This is a genomic window from Hyphococcus sp. D3-15 (genome assembly GCF_055809375.1).
Genome location: NZ_CM147910.1, coordinates 1540864 through 1560244 on the forward strand (window position 1 = coordinate 1540864; position 19381 = coordinate 1560244).

A 19381-nucleotide genomic window follows, 5' to 3' on the forward strand; every position below is an offset into this window, starting at 1 on the left:
CCCGCTTATTTAAGCGGGCGGTTTTTTTATTGTTGCGGCTCTTTTTCGTCGGCAGGGTCTTCGGTCGGCTCTTGCGCCGCAGGCTTTTTCTTTCCGAAGATCGCATTCAGGCCTTCATTGATCAGCACATCTTTTGATGACTGAGCGCTTGCTTCATCACCGGTTTTATTTTCATCGCCTGATTTCGGTTTGCCGCCGATAATGCCCTCGAGAATTGTGCGGGCCGGATCCTGCTCCGTCGTTTCCCCGTCTTCGTCTTCCTTGTCCCGTGTCAGGGCTTTCTCCAGCGTGTTTTTGAGTCCGGAGCGCACCAGCGATTCCGCATCAACGCCGATTGTTGGTTTTGAAAATGTCCCGCCGATCTTTACCGGCGCGGTGAAGACGCGCCCGCCCTGACCGTCAATCGTTGAGGTGGCGCGCGGGGACAGGCGCAGGTCTATCGTTTGCGCAGAAAGGTTGACGGTCCCTTTGCCGGTCATTTTCAGATAGGGCCCATTGAGCGTAATCGTCGGCGCGCTAACGACGCCATTGGCGATGGTGAAATCCGACAGGAATTCGGAAAAGTCCGTTTGTTGTGATGGCCCGCGCGCCTGGGCGACCGCGCGTTGCAAGGCGGCGGGGTTCAAGCCCTCGGTAAATTCGCCTGCGGCGCGCACCATGCCAGCAATATTCACGCCCTTCAGCGCGCCATCGGCGAGGTCAAAACCGCCGGAGCCGTCGATGGTTTTCATGATCGCGGCCTGGCTTTTGCCCGACGCCGTGAAATTCAGCTTGAACGCGCCAATGCCGAGCAGATTGTCGGTTTTGAAGAGGTCTGCAGAAAATGGCTGCGCGCTCACCGCGCCCACATCGAAGTTTCCGGCGAAGGAGGGGGTGGCGCCGCGCGCATTGACGACCATGCGGCCGGAGCCTTGTCCGCCATACATTGACAGCTCAGGAATTTCCGCCGTCATCCGGCCTGCATCAAGCGTCATTTTTACCCGGCTCTCGCCGAATTCCAGATCGTTGATGAAAATCGAATTGGTCGAGATGTCAAAATTCGCGTCAATATTATTGAGGCTCGCAAAATCCATCGGCGCTTCGGACCAGGCGGGAAAGCCTTCCGAACTTTGCGATGGCGGCGGCATATAGGGACGCAAATCAAGTTTGTCCGTAGACAGAACGCCGCTGGCTTTCGGGCGCGCGCCGGCCCAATTGAGCGAGACGGCGCCCTGTGCGGCGATTGCGTCGAAGACGATTGACGAGTTGTTCAGGCGCAAGCTGGCGTCGTCGCCGTCAAGATCGCCCTTAACCGACAGGTTGTCGAAGCCCGGCGCGTCTGCAAGCTCAGCGCCGACCAGCGCCGCGAATGCAGGCAGGTCTGGCGCGTTCAGCGTCGCCGGGCCGGAATAGCGCAGTCCGTCTTTGGTAGCGATGGCGAGATCGGCGCCGGCGACAGCGTCGCCGACTTTGAGGTTGAGCTTCAGATTGCTCGGCTCCTTCGCCATGATGTTGGCGAGGCTGGTCAGCACAATATCTATTTCGGTCGGTTCGCCCTGAAAGATCATCGCGCCCTTTGCTTCGAGCGGTTCGGCGAGGCTTTTCAGCACGACAGCGAGATTGATGTCGCTCGCCGCATAATTTTGTCCCGACGCGCCGTCCTGATAGCGCGCAGCGCCGTCAACAATACGCACATCCCCGAGCTTCAACTCGCGCAATTCGCCGCTTTGTTGCCCCGCATCGCCTGCGCTTTCTTCGCGGGCAAGGTTCCAGTTGATGGCGCCGCTTTTCGCGCGCATGAGGCGGATGTCAGGGCGGGTCAGCACGAACCGGTCGATCTCGACGGTTTGCGACAGCAGCGGCAACAGCTTCACGCCGATATCGGCTTCCTCGACCCGGGCGAGATAGTCGCCGTCAAATCCATCTGCATTGGCGATTTCGAGATTCTCAACGTGAAACGCCGTGCGCGGAAAAATCCGGAAGGACAGGTTCTCGCCGATCGTGACCTCGCGCCCAAGCGCCTCAGAGGCCTTGGTTTCGATCTGCCCCTTGAAGGCGGCGACGGGAAGCAGGCCCGGCATGAAAACGACAACCGCCAGCGCGACGGAGATCAAAGCAATAATCACGAAGAAAAAACGGTTCATAGCGCCTTCCAAAACTCATTTGCAGGGTATGACGGCAACGCACGCGTCATAGCGGATTTTTCGGTCCAGGAGAACCGGTTTGCACTGCGGCATAGATAGGGGCGTTTTAGCGTTTCCGCCCGTATTTGTTGCGTTTTTTTTACGGTTGTTTTGTGACGATCTTCCAAGCTAGGCTTCCCGCATCACTGGCGATCCGGGGCCGTAATAGCGGCGCCAAGCGACGTGAGGGGCGAGCCATGAAACTGCCTGTGTTCACCGCCTTTGGGGCGTCGATCTCCTATATCGCAGCGCATTTCCTGACCCTGTTGCGCATCACCTGGCTGCCGGCGCTGCTGATGATGGCGGTGATGGCGTATGTGATGCCGACAATGCTTGAGGCGCAGTTGAGCCTCGCGGCAAGCGACGGCGATGAAGCGGTGCTGGTGACGCTCGGTCAGAGCGTAAAATCCTCCGGCTATGTCTATCTGGCGTCGGCGATTTTGTACCCGATGCTTGTCGCCGGCGTGCTGCGCCATGTCATGCGCGGCGATGGTCCGCGCTTCCTGCCGTTTTATCTCTGGTTCGGCGCCGACGAGTTTCGCGTGTTGGCCTGCTACATCATTTGGGTGGTCATGCTCTCGGTCGCAAGCTTTGCCGGGATGCTGGGCGTTATCGTCGCGGGATTGGCGTCTTCCCTGGCGGCGCCGGCGGTTGGCGGAATCGTGATCGCCTTGCTTACGGCGGTGTTTTTCATTGCTTTGTTATGGTTCGCCTTGCGCATGTCCCTGATTTTTCCCGCCACTGTGGCGGAGCGCGAAATCGGCATCGGACGCTCCTGGCAGGTGACGAAAGGCGCGGTCTGGAGCCTGTTCCTTTACTGGATTTTGTGGGGCGTGGTGCTCGCCTTTATCGCCGGTATCTACGCGGTCTTCGGCGCCGGAAACATGCTCGCCATGCTGCCGGAAGTGATCGCGGCCGGCACGGATGAGGCGATGATGAAGGAGTTGGAGCAGCGCATGCTTGAGATGCAGATGGAGCTTTACGACATGTCCAAGCCCGGCTTCTGGACCTATTCCATCGCCACTTACCTTTACATGATCATCAGCATTTCATTTTCGAGCGTCGCGGGCGGCGTCGCTTATCGTTACCTTTCCGGCCAGGAGCGCGGGCGGGGAGCCTGAGCCGCCATTTCAAGGCGCAAGCAGGAGGGGGAGTGAAAACAAGCTGTCGCGGGGCCCGGCCGAATCGGTATTCTTACGCAGACGGCCCTCAGTCCGGTTTTGCTGAGCGGGTATAATCCCGATAGGTTACGGGCGGGCACATAAATAGAACAAATGTGAAATTTGTAATAAAATCAGTTTACTATCGATATTGCAAAACGAGAACAAATAGCGTACATATGCGCCTCATTGACAGGGCGGGTCCCTGTAGGCAACGGAGGCGGCGGTAATGAAAAGCGGATTGCGGGTAGTGGAGACGGGCGGCATGGATAAGTCAAAAGCGCTGGAATCGGCGATTTCTCAGATTGATAAGGCCTTCGGCAAAGGCTCGCTGATGCGCTTGGGCGACCGCGAGGTTGTCGATATTGAATCGATTTCGACCGGCTCACTCGGTCTCGACATCGCGCTTGGGATCGGTGGACTGCCCAAGGGCCGGGTCGTTGAAATTTACGGGCCGGAAAGTTCGGGCAAGACGACGCTGGCGCTGCATGTTGCCGCCGAAACTCAAAAGAAGGGCGGGACCGCCGCTTTTATCGACGCAGAGCATGCGCTTGATCCGATTTACGCGCAAAAGCTCGGGGTCAATCTTGATGATCTCCTGATCTCCCAGCCGGATACGGGCGAGCAGGCGCTTGAGATCGCTGACACGCTGGTCCGCTCCGGCGCGGTTGATGTGTTGATCGTCGATTCCGTGGCCGCGCTGACGCCGCGCGCTGAACTTGAAGGCGAAATGGGTGACTCACTGCCTGGATTGCAGGCGCGCCTGATGAGTCAGGCTTTGCGCAAGCTCACCGGGTCGATTTCCAAATCCAATACGCTGGTGATTTTCATCAACCAGATTCGCATGAAGATCGGCGTCATGTTCGGTTCGCCTGAAACCACCACTGGCGGCAATGCGCTGAAATTCTACGCCTCCGTGCGCCTCGATATTCGCCGCATCGGCGCCATCAAGAATCGCGACGAGGTGGTGGGCAACCAGACCCGCGTCAAAGTCGTGAAGAACAAGGTCGCGCCGCCATTCAAGCAGGTCGAATTCGACATCATGTATGGCGAAGGCGTATCGAAAATGGGCGAACTGATCGATCTTGGCGTCAAAGCCAATGTGGTCGAAAAATCGGGTTCCTGGTTCTCTTATAATTCCGAACGCATCGGCCAGGGCCGTGAAAACGCCAAGCAGTTCTTGCGGGAAAATCCTGACATGGCGGCGTCGATCGAGACGGCCGTGCGCGCCAATGCCGGCCTCGTTGCTGAGGAAATGCTCACTGGCGAAACCAGCGAGGATGATGAGGACGGAATCGCCGCTGAAGCGTAAGCGTCAGATGGTTCGTACATTCACTTCACTGTGACGTCGCGCTTTTGACTGCCGATGAGGCTTTCATGCGCGCCGTCAGCCGGCCATCATTTGCCGGCAGTGCGTTCGACCAGCTGTTGAATGCCGGCCGTCATGAGAAGCCGTCACGGGCCGGCGTCGTGGAAACATTCATTATGGGAGAGAGAGATGATTGGGTATGTGACTGTCGGCACGAATGACATGGACAAGGCCGCGAAATTCTATGATGCGCTGCTCGCCGAGCTTGGCGCCAAGCGCATAATGGAAGGCGAGACATTCATCGCCTGGGGGGCGAGCATGGATACGCCGGGCCTGGGCGTCATCAAGCCGCATGACGGCAAGGTCGCGACGATCGGCAATGGAACCATGGTCGCGCTTGCCTGTGACAAGCCGGAAACCGTCGACAAGCTCTACAAAAAGGCGATCGAACTCGGCGCCAAGGATGAGGGCGCGGCGGGCCCGCGCGGCGATACCTTTTACGCGGGCTATTTCCGCGATCCCGACGGCAACAAGCTCAATGCTTTCTGCATGACCCAAGGCTAAATCGGAGGCGGCCCGGGCCTCGGGCCAAAGCCATCCCCTGCAGGACGCAGCGCCCTGGTCCGGCCCGCCTAGACGGGCGGCCTTCCACAGCTTAAGACCTTGCCGCGCCGGCTCTTTTCATTGAGCCGGCGCGGTTTCTATATTGGCGGTTCCCGAACAATATTTTGCGGGAATGAAACAGGCAGGCCCAGAAATGACGTCGTTGAAAGACATTCGGTCGCAATTTTTGAATTTCTTCGCCGCGCGCGATCATGTCGTCGCGCCGTCAGCGCCGCTTGTGCCGCAAAACGACCCGACCTTGTTATTCGTCAATGCGGGCATGGTGCCGTTCAAGAACGTGTTCACGGGCGTCGAAAAGCGCGACTATGTCCGCGCCGCGTCTTCGCAGAAATGCGTGCGCGCTGGCGGCAAGCACAATGATCTCGACAATGTCGGCTACACGGCTCGCCATCACACCTTTTTCGAGATGCTCGGCAATTTTTCCTTTGGCGATTACTTCAAGGAAGAGGCGATCGACGCAGCATGGACGCTGGTCCACAAGGATTTCGGCTTGCCGGCCGACCGCCTGACCGTAACCGTGTACCACACTGACGATGAGGCGTTTGACCTCTGGCGCAAGATCGCCGGCTTGCCCGAAGAGCGGATCATCCGCATAGCGACGAATGACAATTTCTGGGCGATGGGCGAAACCGGCCCATGTGGACCGTGTTCTGAAATTTTCTATGATCACGGCGATCATATCCCCGGCGGACCGCCGGGCTCGCCCGATGAAGACGGCGACCGGTTCGTTGAGATCTGGAACCTCGTCTTCATGCAATATGAGCGTTTTGCTGGCGGCAAGCAGTCTGACCTGCCGAAGCCATCCATTGACACTGGCATGGGGCTCGAGCGCATCGCTGCGGTGCTGCAAGGCGTGCACGACAATTATGACGTGGATCTGTTCAAGACGCTGATCGCCGCATCGGTGGACATGACCGGCCGCAAAGCGGAAGGCGCCGACAAGCCGGCCCATCGCGTGATCGCAGACCATTTGCGCGCGACGAGTTTCCTGATCGCCGATGGCGTCGGTCCGTCAAATGAAGGCCGCGGTTATGTGTTGCGGCGGATCATGCGCCGCGCCATGCGGTATGCGCATGGCCTGGGGGTTCGCGATCCGCTTATGGCGCGTCTCGCGCCGGTGCTGGTGCGTGAAATGGGCGGCGCCTTTCCCGAACTTGTTCGCGCGGAAGGCTTGATCGTTGAAACCTTGAAGTCGGAAGAAGAAAAATTCCGCTCCCTGCTTGAGCGCGGTTTGAAGCTGCTTGAAGAGGAAACCGTTAATCTTCCCGCTGGCGCGCCGCTGCCCGGCGAAGCGGCGTTCAAGCTCTATGACACATTCGGCTTCCCCCTCGACCTGACGCAGGACGCGCTGCGCCGCGATGGGCGCGCCGTTGATGTCGACGGATTTGATAAAGCCATGGCGGCGCAAAAGGCCGCGGCGCGCGCCGCCTGGGCCGGGTCTGGCGACGCCGCTGATGAAAGCGTCTGGTTCGACCTCCGTTCAGAGCACGGCGCCAGCGAGTTCCTCGGTTACATTCACGATGTTGCGGAAGGCGTCGTGCAGGCTGTTGTCGTCGACGGCAAACCTGCGGACGCCGCAAAAGCTGGCGACAAGGTCGAGATCATCGTCAATCAGACTCCCTTCTACGCGGAGTCCGGCGGGCAGGTCGGCGATGCGGGGCGCATCACCACCGATGAGGGCGCCGTGATCGTCATCGAGGATGTAAAAAAGCGCGCTGGCGTGCTGCATGGGCATATTGGCAAAGTTGAAAAGGGCGAGATCCGGGCCGGCGACACGGTCCATCTTGCGATTGATGTTGAGCGCCGCGACCGTATCCGCGCCAATCATTCGGTCACGCACCTTGCGCACGCAGCGCTGCGAGACGTGTTGGGATCGCATGTGGCGCAAAAAGGTTCGCTTGTGGCGCCGGAACGCATGCGCTTTGACATCACCCATCCCAAAGCCATCAGCGCCGACGAAATCGCAGAAGTCGAGCGCCGGGTGAACGCCGTCATCCGCCAGAACACGCCCGTCGAAACGCGCGTCATGTCTTATGATGATGCGGTCGAGTCGGGCGCCATCGCGCTTTTCGGCGAAAAATATGATGACGACGTTCGTGTGCTGACCATGGGACAGTCATTGAGCGATGCGCGCAAACCATATTCGGTCGAGCTTTGCGGCGGCACGCATGTGCGCCGCATCGGCGATATTGCGCTGTTCAAGATTATCGGGGAGAGCGCCGTTTCGGCTGGCGTCCGCCGCATTGAGGCGCTGACCGGCGAAGCTGCGCGGCGTTATCTCGAAACCCAGGCGACGCTTGCACGTAAGGCGTCAGACGCGCTGAAAACCACGACGGAAGAATTGCCGGCGCGGATTGAAGCGCTTGTCGCCGAGCGCAAAAAACTTGAGCGAGAATTGGCGGAAACGAAAAAACAACTGGCTTTGGGCGGTGGCGGCGCGGCGGCTGCAGATGACGAAGTCGCCGAAATCGGCGGCGTCAAATTCATCGGCCGCGTGCTCGACGGTGTCGCGGCGAAAGATCTTCGCGGTTTGGTGGATCAGGCGAAACAGAAAATCGGCTCGGGCGTCGCTGCATTTGTCGGCGTCAATGACGGCAAGGCTGCGCTTGCCGTTGGCGTCACCGATGATTTGAAGGACCGATTGTCCGCGGTTGATCTGGTGCGCGCCGGCGCTGAATCGATTGGCGGCAAGGGCGGGGGCGGGCGCCCGGACATGGCGCAAGCCGGCGGGCCGGACGGGTCGCGCGCGGCCGATGCGATCAAATCGATCGAACGCGCGCTTGGCGCCTGATGCCCGGCTGACGCTATTTGTTGATTGAAACGCCGCCGCCGGACGACTTGCTTACGTTTGTGTTTTGCGGGTCGCCGAAGACGACGACATCGCCGCCGCTGGAGGCGCTCGCATTGATGCTTTGTGAAGCGTAGACAATCAGATCGGCGCCGGACGACACGCTGGCGGCCACATCCGTGCATTGCAGATTTTCCGCGTCCAGATCGGCGCCGCTGCTGCCGTCGGCTTTCAGCTTGCCGCAGGTTCCGCTCAATTCCGCATCTGCGCCGCTTGAAACGGAAGCGCTGAAGTCGCCTGCATCAATACCGCTCGCCTCGAGGTCCGCGCCGCTGGAGACGCTGACGCCGTTTAGCGACGGCGTGCTTACATAAATGGTCAGTTTCCCCCGGCGCATGCCGCTAAAAAACCCACGTCTATTTTCGCGGCCGATTTCCAGCGTTTCTCCGTCGAGTTCAATGCGCAGATTCTCAAGCGCATCCGCATCGCCCTCGGCGCGCACGGCGTAATCACCCCCGACGGTGATTTCCACATCGACCCCGGCGGAAGCTTCAACCACCGTAAAACCACTCAGGTCGTAGCTGTTTGATTCGGCATGCGCCGCGCCAAGAGCGAGCATTGTCGCCGCGCCCGTCAACGCAAGGGTGTTCATTGTCCGGTTCATCATTTTTCCCTTTCTTTCGGTCTGTGCCGCTTTCCGGCATTCTTGTTTTGAAGCGGCTTAGTCGCGCGTCGCCGTGGCCGGCGCGACGATTTTAATGCGGCCGCCGGAGGAACGGTCAATGTTCACCCGCTCCGGGGCGCCAAACACCGCCAAATGGCCGCCGCTTGATGCATCCCCCACAAGCGCCTTCAGCACCGATAATTCGCCATGGCCGCCGCTTGAAACCTCAACATTCGCGACCTCGCAGTTCAGCGCGCGCGCAGACAGATTGGCGCCGCTTGAAATGTCGACGCGGCAGTCGCTGCTGCGGCCGTCAATGGCGACATGGGAGCCGCTCGACAAATCGAGAATAAAGCGCCCGGAATCGATTTTCGTAAGCGTCGAATGTGAGCCCGCCGACGCATCAATGGCCTCGATCTTTGGCGCGGTTACGGAAATCTTGTAGTCGTTTTTTTTCTGATGCCAGCTCAGGCGATTCCAGTCGCGCGACAGCACGAGGACGCCGTCTTTCACCTTGATGTCAAGTTCGCTGAAGTCGCCGCTATCGCTTTCCGCCGTCACGGTTTGCGCAGCGCCTGCCGTAACGGTGAGGCGCAGGCCGGTCGACACCTTGATGCGTTCGAATTTGTCCAGATCATATGTCTTGGTTTCCGCCATGGCCGGTTGGGCGAAAACGGTCAGTGCGAACAGGCATGCGGCAAGGCGCAACGCGGAAGCGGGTCGTGTCATTTTGAGCTCCTCGAAGGGGTTAATACGCAACGCCCCTGAGCTGTCCATGCTGCCACGCAGAGCGCGCCAAAGCGAGCCATATGCGGCGAACCGCCCCGAATTTGCGGGGAAGGGCGGTGCGCCGTCATTTTCCGGCGCTTTTACTGCGCCCGGGCTAGAGGAGAAATTGCTAGGCCGACATCGCCTTGCGGAAATTTTCGTCAACCTTTTCAAGGAAGCCGGAGGTGGTGAGCCATTTTTGCTCCGCCCCGATGAGGAGCGCCAGATCCTTGGTCATATAGCCGCTCTCAACCGTCTTGATCACGGTCTGCTCCAGCGTAGTGGCGAATTTGATCAGCGCGTCATTGCTGTCGAGCTTGCCCCGGTGGGCGAGGCCGCGCGTCCAGGCGTAGATCGAGGCGATGGAGTTGGTGGAGGTTTCCTCGCCGCGCTGATGGGCGCGGAAGTGGCGCGTCACCGTGCCATGGGCGGCTTCGGCTTCCACCGTCTTGCCGTCCGGGCTCATCAGCACAGACGTCATCAGCCCCAGCGAACCGTAACCCTGGGCCACGGTGTCCGACTGCACGTCGCCATCATAGTTTTTACATGCCCAGACATATCCGCCGGACCATTTGAGGCAGGCGGCGACCATGTCGTCGATCAAACGGTGTTCGTAGGTCAGATTGTGCTCGGCGAATTTTTCTTTGAATTCGTTTTCATACATGTCGGCGAAGAGGTCTTTGAAACGGCCGTCATATTTCTTGAGGATCGTGTTCTTCGTCGACAGATAGAGCGGGAATTTGCGCTGCAAGGCGTAGTTGAAGCATGCGCGGGCGAAATCGTTGATCGACTCATCAAGATTGTACATGCCCATGTAGATGCCGGCGGAAGGCGCGTCGAAGACTTCCTGCTCTTGCACTTCGCCGTTCTCGCCTTCCCATTTCATGGTCAGCTTGCCCTTGCCGGGGAACAGCATGTCCGAGGCGCGGTACTGATCGCCAAAGGCGTGGCGGCCGATGATCACCGGCTGGGTCCAGCCCGGCACCAGGCGCGGCACGTTGCGCATGATGATGGGCTCGCGGAAGACGACGCCCCCAAGAATATTGCGGATCGTGCCGTTGGGCGAGCGCCACATCTTTTTCAGGCCGAATTCCTCAACCCGCGCTTCGTCCGGGGTGATGGTGGCGCATTTGACAGCGACGCCGTATTTTTTGGTGGCTTCCGCCGCATCAATAGTGATCTGGTCGTCAGAGGCGTCGCGGGCCTCCATGCCTAGGTCGAAATATTTAAGGTCGAGATCGAGATAGGGGTGGATGAGCTTGTCCTTGATCATCTGCCAGATGATCCGGGTCATCTCGTCCCCGTCCATTTCAACGACGGGATTATCGACTTTGATTTTTTGCATGGAATTTCCTACCGGACCTATTGAGCGCGCTTTGAACAGATGCACGCGAGAGACTAATCTGAATGGGTGTTGCGGGGCTCTTAGCATCGGGCGGGGGCTAATGAAAAGAGGCTGCCGGCCCAACTTCGCCACCAACATCGCCGATGAAGTGAAAACAGCAATATGAACCAAAAATCTGACCAGGGCGTCCCGTCGCCCGCCCGAATCGCCCGCCGGGATGGGCGAAGCGCCCTGGGCCCGGCGCCGCTCTTCGTGCTGGTTGAGCCGCAAATGGGGGAGAATATCGGCGCGGCGGCCCGGGCGATGCTGAATTTCGGGATTTCAGGGCTCCGGCTGGTCAATCCCCGCGATGGCTGGCCCAATGAGAAGGCCGGGGCGATGGCGGCTGGCGCGAGCATGGTCATCGACCAGACGCGGGTATTTGAGACGTCAGGGGAGGCCTTGGCCGATTGCACATATGTGCTGGCGACGACTGCGCGCCCGCGCGAGGCCCAACTGCCGGTTCTGGAGCCTGCAGAAGCGGCCGCGGCGCTGAAGGCGCAGAATCGACCGCGGCGAGCAATGCGCAGTGATGTTCGGCGGGGAAAGGTCCGGCCTTGCGAATGAAGATGTCATGCGCGCGGACGCGATTGTCTCGATTCCGGTCAATCCCGCCTTCGCCTCGATCAATCTCGGCCAGGCGGCGCTGATCATCGGCTATGAATGGGCCAAGGCGCAGGGGCAAACCGCGCTGGCGTCGGAACTTTATTCCGCCATTCCCGCCGCGAAAGAAAACTTCGAACGGCTCATCGACCACCTGATCACCGAGCTCGATAAAGCGGGGTATTTCCTGGTTCCCGAAAAGCGGCCTACGGTTGAGCGCAATATCAAGGCCGCTCTGATGCGTGCGGGCATGACCGAGGCGGAAGTGCGCACCTTTCGCGGGGTCATCAAGGCGCTTGTCCAGGGGCCCAAACAGTAGAGCCGGCTGACGGCGTTTGAAGCGAGGGATGAAAGCATGAAGAGATTTTTGGCCGCCCTGATGATGGCCGCCTTTATATCGGCTTGTGGCGGCAGTCCTGAAGGCAAGACCGCCGATCAGCCGTCTTATGACGTGATCATTAGCGGCGGGACGATCTATGATGGATCGGGCGCGCCGGGTGAAGTCGCCGATATCGCGATTTCCGGCGACCGCATTGCCGCGATTGGCGATCTCGATGAGGGCGCCGCCGCTCGCGTCATTGACGCAGAAGGGCTCGCCGTGGCGCCGGGTTTCATCAACATGTTGAGCTGGGCGGTCGAGGATCTGATCGAAGACGGGCGCAGCCTTGGGGATATTTCTCAGGGCGTCACCCTCGAAGTGTTCGGCGAGGGCATATCTTATGGTCCGTGGTCGGATGAAATAAAGCGCCAGGCGAAAGAGCGTCAGAGCGATATTCAATATGACATCGACTGGACAACGCTGGGGGAATATCTGGAGTCGTTGGAGCGGCGCGGCGTGTCGCCGAATGTCGCGTCTTTCGTCGGCGCCACGACTTTGCGCGCGTCGGTCATTGGCTATGACAACCGGCAGGCGACGGCGGATGAACTCAGCGAAATGCAGGAAATGGTGCGCGAGGCCATGCGCGAGGGCGCCATGGGCGTTGGCTCGTCGCTGATTTATGCGCCGGCGAATTTCGCTGACACCGAAGAGCTGATCGCGCTGATGAGCGCTGCGAGCGAATATGACGGCATGTATATTTCTCACATTCGCTCTGAAGATGAGGAGCTGCTTGAGGCGGTCGATGAACTTATCGAAATCGCACGGGCGAGCGATGCGCCGGCGGAGATCTATCATTTGAAGGCGAGCGGTAGGGCGAATTGGGGCAAGCTCGACGACGTGATCGCCAAGGTTGAGGCGGCGCAGGCGGAAGGCCTGAAAGTCACCGCCGATATGTACGCCTATCCGGCAAGCTCAACAGGTCTCGATGCGGCGATGCCGCTCTGGGTGCAGGAAGGCGGCTATGAAAAATGGGCCGAACGGCTGATGGATCCCGAAACCCGCGCCAAAGTTTCCGATGAAATTCTCAACGGATCGGGCGAATTCGTCAGCGGAATCACCAATGCCGGCGGGCCGGAGGGCGTGTTGCTGGTCGGCTTCCGCAATCCGGAGCTTCGCAAATATATCGGCAAGACGCTGGCGGAAGTCTCCGAAGAGCGCGGCACGCCTTACCCGGTCACGGCGATGGATCTGGTTATAGAAGACGGCAGCCGCGTGCAGGTTGTCTATTTCTCCATGTCGGAAGCCAACATCGCAAAAAAAGCGGCGCTGCCATGGGTCAGTTTCGGCTCTGATGGCGGCTCCATGGCGCCGGAAGGCGTGTTTCTTGAACAAAGCACGCACCCGCGCGCTTACGGAAACTTCGCGCGCATTTTCGCCAAATACGTTCGCGACGAAAATGTGCTGACCATCGAAGAGGCGGTTCGCAAACTGACTTCGCTGCCTGCGACAAATCTGAAACTCAAAGACCGCGGCATGCTGGCGCCGGGTTACTATGCCGACATCGTCGTGTTCGACCCGGCGACCATTCAGGACAAAGCGACATTCGCCGAACCTCACCAGCTTGCGGTTGGCGTCGAGCAGGTATTCGTCAATGGCGCGCATACGATAGAAGATGGCGTGCATACCGGCGTCAAAGCCGGCCGCGTCGTTCGCGGGCCCGGCTGGACAGGCTGGAACGAAGCGGCCAGTCAGTAAACAAATTTCGGAAAGGCGATTCCTTGACGGCGAAAGACACTATTGAACGCATTGACCATCCGGATGCATTGAGCTTGCACCGGTTCAAATATTATGACTTCGCCATGGCGGCGTTTGTCGCGATCCTGATTTGCTCCAACCTGATTGGCGCTGCAAAGCTTGTGCAGTTTTTCGAATTCAGGATCGGCGATTGGAATGTCGGCATGTTCGGCGCCGGCATTCTCTTCTTTCCACTGTCTTACGTGCTCGGCGACGTAATGACCGAGGTTTACGGCTATGCTCGTGCGCGCCGGGTCGTGTGGGCGGGTTTTGCCGCTGTCCTGTTCATGGCCTTCATGGCCTGGGCGGTGGTCTCCATGCCGCCGGCGCCCGGCTGGGAGGGGCAGGGCGCCTATGAAGCGGTGTTCGGCCTTACGCCGCGCATTGTGCTCGCATCGATCATGGCGTTCTGGGCGGGCGAGCTGGCCAATGCTTTCGTCATGGCGCGCATGAAAGTCGCGTCGGGCGGCAAGCATTTGTGGCAAAGAACGATCGGCTCCACCGTAGTCGGGCAGGGTGTCGACAGCATCCTCTTCTATCCCATCGCATTTTTGGGCGTCTGGTCGCTTGAGCAGGTGTTTACAGTTCTGATCACCAATTACGTTCTGAAAGTATTGTGGGAAGCGGTGTTGACGCCTGTGACCTATCGGGTCGTCGCTGCACTCAAAAAAGCCGAGGGCGTTGACGTATATGATACGGATACGGCCTTTACGCCCTTCTCCATTCGGTCTTAACTGGCGCCGGCCGCGGGGGATGACGCGGAGAGTTGGGGGCGTTCCATGTTCAGAAAACTGTTTGGCGCAGGTCGCAAGGGTGAGGCGAAAGCGTCATATGCGAGCCTTTATGATGCGCGGGCGAAGGAAAAAGCGCCGCCATCGCGCTCACTGGATGAAGCTGCGCTTGAATATCACGCCCAAGCGCCCGCGGGCAAAATGGAATGCTTGCCGACCAAGCCGATGTCGACGCAGCGCGATTTGTCGCTCGCCTATTCTCCGGGGGTCGCCGCCGCCTGCCGCGAGATCGAAAAAGACAGTGCGACGTCGCGCCTTTACACCAACCGTTCCAATCTTGTCGCAATCGTCACCAATGGCACGGCGGTTCTTGGGCTTGGCGATATCGGCGCCGAGGCTGCCAAGCCCGTCATGGAAGGCAAGGCGGCGTTGTTCAAGCGCTTCGCCGGGGTCGATGCTGTGGATTTATGCGTCGACGAAAAAGACCCCGCAAAACTCGCTGACCTGATTGTCGCCCTGCAGCCGGGCTTTGGCGGTTTCAATCTCGAAGACATCAAGGCGCCGCAATGTTTTGAAGTCGAGCGGCTGGCCCGCGAGCGCGCAAGCGTGCCGGTGTTTCACGATGATCAGCACGGCACGGGTGTTTGCGTGCTGGCGGGATTGTTGAATGCGCTCACACTAAGCGGCCGCAAGATCTCCAACATAAAGATCGCCGTGTCGGGAGCTGGCGCGGCGGCGATCGCCTGCGTTGAGTTGCTCATCGCCGGCGGCGCCAAAAAGAAAACATTCTGCTTACGGACAGTACCGGCGTCGTCTATCAGGGCCGCAAGGACGGCCTGTCGGGCCAGAAAGCCAATTACGCGGTCAAGACTGACAAGCGCACGCTCGCCGATGCGGTGGAGGGCGCAGACTTCTTTCTTGGCGTTTCAAGGCGGGGTCTGCTGACGCCGGACATGGTCAAAACCATGAACCCCAATCCGATTATCTTTGCGCTCGCCAATCCCGAGCCTGAAATCTGGCCGGAAGATGCGGCCGCCGCCGCGCCCGATGCAATCATCGCGACGGGCCGGTCCGACTATCCAAACCAGGTCAACAACGTTCTTTGTTTTCCATTCCTGTTTCGCGGGGCCCTCGACGTGGCCGCAAAGACGGTTACGCGGGGCATGACGCTTGCCGCCGCCAGGGCGATTGGCGCGGTCGCGCAAATGAAGACGCCCCAATCTGTGCGGGCGGCCTATCCGGATGAGAAGTTTGAGTTTGGTCCGGGATATATTCTTCCCAAAGCCTTTGATCCGCGCCTCCTGCCGGAAGTAGCGAGCGCGGTGGCGGAAGCGGCCATCGCTGAAGGGGTCGCCGAAGCGCCGATCAAGGACATGGCGGCCTACCGGGCGCGGCTCGAAAAACTCGCTCTTTCGCTACAGGCGCTATAGCTGCCGGACGCCCTTGATGGTTGGGGCGCCATTACAGTAAACTGGTCAGTGTAGTGGCGGGCGCGTAAAGCCCCACCAACCCAGCGGGGCCCTATGGCTGACGACCACCGAGCGACTCTCGACAATCCAGCGCCGCTCTCGACCGGGGGCGGCAAGGGGCCGCGCATTGCAATACTCGGGGCCGGATTTTCCGGCATGGGGATGGCGATCCGCTTGCGTCAGGAAGGCTTCGAGAACTTCACCATCTATGAAAAGGCTGACGAAGTCGGCGGCACCTGGCGGGAGAATATATATCCCGGGGTCGCCTGCGATGTGCCGTCGCATCTTTATTCCTTTTCCTTTGAAGCCAATCCCCATTGGTCCCGGCGTTATTCTCCGGGCGGCGAGATCTGGGACTACATGAAGCACTGCGCCCGCAAATATGATCTCTATCCAAAAATTTGTTTCGGCAAAAAAGTCACCTCGGTCCGCCATAACGGCAAGGAATGGACAGTTGAATTCAGTGACGGCGCCGCGGTGACGGCAGACTACGTCATCAGCGGACTCGGCGGGCTGCATGAACCAAACTTTCCTGATATTCCGGGTAAGGAGCAGTTTTCAGGGCCGGCCTTCCACACCGCGCAATGGCGCGACGATGTGGACCTGGCCGGAAAGCGCGTCGCAATGATCGGCTCAGCGGCGAGCGCGGTTCAGGTGATCCCAGAAATAGCCAGCAAAGTCGCCCATCTAGATGTCTATCAGCGCACGCCAAACTGGGTGATGCCGCGCCAGAGTTACGCTTATCCGAAATGGCTTCAAGCGCTGTTCGAAAAGGCGCCTTTGCTCGCGCGCGCCTATCGCGGTTTTTATTTTACGCTCGCAGAATGGCGCTTTGGCGCGTTCAAAAAAGACGAAAACCGCGTCAAGGCGATGGTGCGCCGGATTTTTCAAAAACATCTGGAAACCCATGTGGCCGATCCGCAATTGCGCGCAAAATTGACGCCGGATTATCCGGTGGGCTGCAAGCGGATTCTGATTTCGGATGACTATTTCCCGGCCATCCAGAAAGCCAATGTGGATCTGGTGACGGACCCCATTGCCGAAATTACGCCTGCGGGCGTACGCACCAAAGACGGTACGCTGCGCGAGGCCGATATTCTGGTTTATGCGACCGGCTTTAAGGTTTTTGACATTCTCGAATCTATCGATGTCACCGGCCCTTCGAACACAAGCCTGCGCGATGTCTGGAGCCACGGCATCGCAGCACATCGCACCATTGCTGTCCCCGGATTTCCGAATTTCTTTTTGCTGCTCGGGCCAAACTCCGGGCTTGGGCATAATTCGGTGGTGCTGATGATTGAGGCGCAGGTGAACTACGTCATCGACCTTATTCGCAGAGCCGGCGAGGGCGCCTTGATCGAACCGCGCCCGGAGGCGGCCAAGGCCTATGACAACAAAGTGCAGCACGATCTTCAGGAAAAAGTCTGGGCCGCCCGATGCGGCGCCTGGTATGTTGATGAGCATGGACGGAATTTCACGCTCTATCCCCATGATGTGCGGACCTATCTCAAAGAGATGAAATCGCCTGACTATTCAGAATATAGCATTCACGCGATGACAGGCTGAGCAGGCGGCGTGCGGTTTCAATTCCCGCTGTGGTTGTGCGCGTTTGGCGCGCGCCGCGTAAAATTGCTTTTGCATGCAGGTCGCAAAGATTCTTGGGCGCGCGATGACAAACCCGCTTGCGAACATTATCACATCGTGCTTTTTCCACCCGCAAATTCAAGTAACTGTCCAAGGGGGACTGAAGTGATTATCAAGTCTGTATCTGCGTTTTTTGCGGTCGCGGCGCTTAGTTTCGGTGCGGCGAACGCCAATGTCATCACCATCGATGACGGTCTCGGCACTATTGAATGCACAGCCAGCTGTGAAGCGTTTACCGGCGCCGGCGGCGACGGCGCGCAACCCACGGGCGCGGGCGTCCTTTCCAGTACGCTAGCGGACTATTATGACGGCACGCCGTCCAACGAAACAGCGGAAGCAAACCGCCTCAGCATTCTGGCTACCGGGTCAACGGGTCTGTTCGCCGGCACGGACGGTACCCGCACCGTTGGCAATAGCGGCAGCATGTCATTCTCGACACTTGCGGAATATGTGGTTTTGAAGATCGGACAAGTCGCCATTTTCGTGAAAAACACGTCTGGCGGATCGCTGACCATTGATTACACATCTTTCCCGGGCGCTGGCTCTGGCCTCAGCCATTACACCGAGTTCGGCGGCGTTTCCGACGTGCCGCTCCCGGCCGCAGCGTGGCTGATGATTGCAGGCATTGGCGGTCTCGGCTTCGCCGGACGGAAAAAAGCCGCCGAATAGGCCGCTTGATCCGATTATTTGCAAAAACCCGCCTGTTCAGGCGGGTTTTTTGTATTTCGGGCCGGGGCTTTCTTGACAGCTCCGGCCCGCTTGAGTACTTCCCGCCGCTTCTAACGGGTGGCGCGTGGACCGCCGTTGAGATTGCGCCGGGGATTGGCCTCGCGCGCCGGGCCGCGCCAGAATTTGAGGATACTCATGTCTAAACGTATTCAGGCCAAGCATAAGCTTGACCGCCGGGTTGGCGAAAACGTCTGGGGCCGGCCGAAATCTCCGATTAACAAGCGCGATTACGGCCCGGGCATGCATGGCCAGCGCCGGAAGGGCAAAACCTCGGACTTCGGTCTGCAGCTGATGGCGAAACAGAAGCTGAAAGGCTACTACGCCAACATCTCCGAAAAGCATTTCGAGCGCACCTATAACGAAGCTGTGCGCCGCCGAGGCAACACTGCAGAGCTGCTGATCGGCCTGCTGGAGAGCCGTCTGGACGCCATCGTCTATCGCGCGAAATTCGTGCCGACGGTTTTCGCTGCGCGCCAATTCGTCAATCATGGCCATGTGAAGCTGAACGGCGTGCGCACCAATATTCCTTCGGTCCGCGTAAAGCCGGGCGATGTGATCGAGATTAAAGAGAAGTCGCAAAACATGGCGCTGGTGCTCGAAGCGCTGCAGAGCGCCGAGCGGGACATTCCTGATTATATTGAGGTTGACCCGAAGAAAATGACCGCGACTTACCTGCGAGTGCCGGAATTCGCCGAGGTTCCGTACCAGTGCACGATGGAGCCGAATCTGGTCGTCGAATATTACTCGTCATAAGCTGGCGACACAGGACTTACCGGAAAGGCCGCCCTTGGGGCGGCCTTTTTTTGTCATAAGGCATTGGAATTACAGTATTCTTTTTTGCAATCTTGTTGCTTTGCAGCAACAGGAGCGCGCTCAATGCCCCGTTTAGTACGCCGTGATCACAATTTCGCGTGAGAATTCCGCAAGCGCGATATAGCCTCGGCGCGTCAGCAAGGGGCGTGCTGGAGATTTTCTGCCAGCGGTAGGCGAGGGGCGCTCCTTCATCGGTCTGATTTTGGGCAATGGGAGCATAAAATGTCGAAGAAATTGATGCGCAAAGGCTTGATTGCGTTGCTGTCGAGCGCCTCGGCGGGAGCGATCACGTCGGCGTCATATGCGCAGGATGTGGAAACGATTCCCGACGCGGTTGAAGATGACGATGCTGAGCGCGACGTTGTCGTGGTCACCGGCTCGCGAGATCCGGCGCGACGAATTTAGCAGCGCCGGACCGGT

At 59.0% G+C, this 19381-nt stretch carries 17 protein-coding genes and 1 pseudogene; 14 read left to right on the plus strand and 4 right to left on the minus strand.

The window, feature by feature from the left end:
• Positions 1 to 26 precede the first annotated feature (26 nt).
• Positions 27 to 2123: an AsmA family protein gene (locus AC0L8G_RS07600; RefSeq protein ID WP_473388104.1), complete on the minus strand. Its 2097-nt coding sequence runs from the start codon at positions 2121 to 2123 to the stop codon at positions 27 to 29.
• Positions 2124 to 2359: 236 nt separating this feature from the next.
• Between AC0L8G_RS07600 and AC0L8G_RS07605 the strand changes: the two genes are divergently transcribed.
• The 4 genes from AC0L8G_RS07605 (at position 2360) to alaS (ending at position 8046) form a co-directional block, all read left to right on the plus strand.
• Complete coding sequence (locus AC0L8G_RS07605; RefSeq protein ID WP_473388105.1) at positions 2360 to 3283, plus strand: hypothetical protein; 924 nt, start codon at positions 2360 to 2362, stop codon at positions 3281 to 3283.
• 268 nt (positions 3284 to 3551) lie between these two features.
• Entirely contained in the window at positions 3552 to 4634 is a 1083-nt protein-coding gene (gene recA / locus AC0L8G_RS07610) for a recombinase RecA (protein ID WP_473388107.1), read from the plus strand.
• Positions 4635 to 4820: 186 nt separating this feature from the next.
• Entirely contained in the window at positions 4821 to 5195 is a 375-nt protein-coding gene (locus AC0L8G_RS07615) for a VOC family protein (RefSeq protein WP_473388109.1), read from the plus strand.
• 193 nt (positions 5196 to 5388) lie between these two features.
• Positions 5389 to 8046, plus strand: a complete 2658-nt coding sequence (gene alaS / locus AC0L8G_RS07620; protein ID WP_473388110.1) for an alanine--tRNA ligase — start codon at positions 5389 to 5391, stop codon at positions 8044 to 8046.
• Positions 8047 to 8059: 13 nt separating this feature from the next.
• Here the strand turns inward: alaS and AC0L8G_RS07625 are convergent, their stop codons facing one another.
• The 3 genes from AC0L8G_RS07625 to AC0L8G_RS07635 all read right to left on the minus strand — a co-directional run bounded on the left by AC0L8G_RS07625 (position 8060) and on the right by AC0L8G_RS07635 (position 10820).
• Positions 8060 to 8710, minus strand: coding sequence for a head GIN domain-containing protein (locus AC0L8G_RS07625; protein WP_473388112.1), 651 nt, complete (start codon positions 8708 to 8710; stop codon positions 8060 to 8062).
• 54 nt (positions 8711 to 8764) lie between these two features.
• Positions 8765 to 9436, minus strand: a complete 672-nt coding sequence (locus tag AC0L8G_RS07630; RefSeq protein ID WP_473388114.1) for a GIN domain-containing protein — start codon at positions 9434 to 9436, stop codon at positions 8765 to 8767.
• Between the two features lie 169 nt (positions 9437 to 9605).
• A complete protein-coding gene (locus AC0L8G_RS07635) occupies positions 9606 to 10820 on the minus strand; it encodes an NADP-dependent isocitrate dehydrogenase (RefSeq protein ID WP_473388115.1) in 1215 nt (404 codons plus the stop codon).
• Positions 10821 to 10982: 162 nt separating this feature from the next.
• On the opposite strand from AC0L8G_RS07635, the gene AC0L8G_RS07640 reads away from it, so the two are divergent.
• From AC0L8G_RS07640 to AC0L8G_RS07685, 10 genes and pseudogenes are all read left to right on the plus strand, one after another.
• Positions 10983 to 11426, plus strand: a complete 444-nt coding sequence (locus AC0L8G_RS07640) for a TrmH family RNA methyltransferase (protein ID WP_473388116.1) — start codon at positions 10983 to 10985, stop codon at positions 11424 to 11426.
• Between the two features lie 7 nt (positions 11427 to 11433).
• A complete protein-coding gene (locus AC0L8G_RS07645) occupies positions 11434 to 11781 on the plus strand; it encodes an RNA methyltransferase (protein WP_473388118.1) in 348 nt (115 codons plus the stop codon).
• A 36-nt stretch (positions 11782 to 11817) separates the two neighbouring features.
• A complete protein-coding gene (locus AC0L8G_RS07650; protein ID WP_473388120.1) occupies positions 11818 to 13536 on the plus strand; it encodes an N-acyl-D-amino-acid deacylase family protein in 1719 nt (572 codons plus the stop codon).
• A 23-nt stretch (positions 13537 to 13559) separates the two neighbouring features.
• Positions 13560 to 14309 carry a queuosine precursor transporter gene (locus tag AC0L8G_RS07655; protein ID WP_473388121.1) on the plus strand — a complete coding sequence of 250 codons (750 nt, stop codon included), beginning with the start codon at positions 13560 to 13562 and terminating at the stop codon, positions 14307 to 14309.
• Between the two features lie 45 nt (positions 14310 to 14354).
• Complete coding sequence (locus tag AC0L8G_RS07660) at positions 14355 to 15251, plus strand: hypothetical protein (RefSeq protein ID WP_473388122.1); 897 nt, start codon at positions 14355 to 14357, stop codon at positions 15249 to 15251.
• Positions 15140 to 15736: pseudogene (locus tag AC0L8G_RS07665) on the plus strand (malic enzyme-like NAD(P)-binding protein); the annotation flags it as partial. The gene AC0L8G_RS07660 and the pseudogene AC0L8G_RS07665, both read left to right, overlap by 112 nt.
• 93 nt (positions 15737 to 15829) lie before the next feature.
• Positions 15830 to 17341: a flavin-containing monooxygenase gene (locus tag AC0L8G_RS07670; protein ID WP_473388123.1), complete on the plus strand. Its 1512-nt coding sequence runs from the start codon at positions 15830 to 15832 to the stop codon at positions 17339 to 17341.
• Positions 17342 to 17524: 183 nt separating this feature from the next.
• Positions 17525 to 18088, plus strand: a complete 564-nt coding sequence (locus AC0L8G_RS07675) for a VPLPA-CTERM sorting domain-containing protein (RefSeq protein WP_473388125.1) — start codon at positions 17525 to 17527, stop codon at positions 18086 to 18088.
• A gap of 195 nt (positions 18089 to 18283) precedes the next feature.
• Positions 18284 to 18901, plus strand: a complete 618-nt coding sequence (gene rpsD, locus AC0L8G_RS07680) for a 30S ribosomal protein S4 (RefSeq protein ID WP_473388127.1) — start codon at positions 18284 to 18286, stop codon at positions 18899 to 18901.
• Positions 18902 to 19183: 282 nt separating this feature from the next.
• Positions 19184 to 19366 (plus strand): hypothetical protein, encoded by a 183-nt coding sequence (locus AC0L8G_RS07685; protein ID WP_473388129.1) that lies wholly within the window; start codon positions 19184 to 19186, stop codon positions 19364 to 19366.
• Positions 19367 to 19381: the final 15 nt, after the last annotated feature.

Bases quoted from the DNA above. Each gene is read 5' to 3' on its own strand.
- rpsD (WP_473388127.1), top strand. From the start codon at position 18,284: ATGTCTAAACGTATTCAGGCCAAGCATAAGCTTGACCGCCGGGTTGGC.
- AC0L8G_RS07625 (WP_473388112.1), bottom strand. From the start codon at position 8,710: ATGATGAACCGGACAATGAACACCCTTGCGTTGACGGGCGCGGCGACA.
- AC0L8G_RS07650 (WP_473388120.1), top strand. From the start codon at position 11,818: ATGAAGAGATTTTTGGCCGCCCTGATGATGGCCGCCTTTATATCGGCT.
- AC0L8G_RS07630 (WP_473388114.1), bottom strand. From the start codon at position 9,436: ATGACACGACCCGCTTCCGCGTTGCGCCTTGCCGCATGCCTGTTCGCA.
- alaS (WP_473388110.1), top strand. From the start codon at position 5,389: ATGACGTCGTTGAAAGACATTCGGTCGCAATTTTTGAATTTCTTCGCC.
- AC0L8G_RS07645 (WP_473388118.1), top strand. From the start codon at position 11,434: ATGCGCGCGGACGCGATTGTCTCGATTCCGGTCAATCCCGCCTTCGCC.
- AC0L8G_RS07670 (WP_473388123.1), top strand. From the start codon at position 15,830: ATGGCTGACGACCACCGAGCGACTCTCGACAATCCAGCGCCGCTCTCG.
- AC0L8G_RS07640 (WP_473388116.1), top strand. From the start codon at position 10,983: ATGAACCAAAAATCTGACCAGGGCGTCCCGTCGCCCGCCCGAATCGCC.
- AC0L8G_RS07615 (WP_473388109.1), top strand. From the start codon at position 4,821: ATGATTGGGTATGTGACTGTCGGCACGAATGACATGGACAAGGCCGCG.
- AC0L8G_RS07635 (WP_473388115.1), bottom strand. From the start codon at position 10,820: ATGCAAAAAATCAAAGTCGATAATCCCGTCGTTGAAATGGACGGGGAC.
- AC0L8G_RS07660 (WP_473388122.1), top strand. From the start codon at position 14,355: ATGTTCAGAAAACTGTTTGGCGCAGGTCGCAAGGGTGAGGCGAAAGCG.
- recA (WP_473388107.1), top strand. From the start codon at position 3,552: ATGAAAAGCGGATTGCGGGTAGTGGAGACGGGCGGCATGGATAAGTCA.
- AC0L8G_RS07600 (WP_473388104.1), bottom strand. From the start codon at position 2,123: ATGAACCGTTTTTTCTTCGTGATTATTGCTTTGATCTCCGTCGCGCTG.
- AC0L8G_RS07685 (WP_473388129.1), top strand. From the start codon at position 19,184: ATGTCGAAGAAATTGATGCGCAAAGGCTTGATTGCGTTGCTGTCGAGC.
- AC0L8G_RS07605 (WP_473388105.1), top strand. From the start codon at position 2,360: ATGAAACTGCCTGTGTTCACCGCCTTTGGGGCGTCGATCTCCTATATC.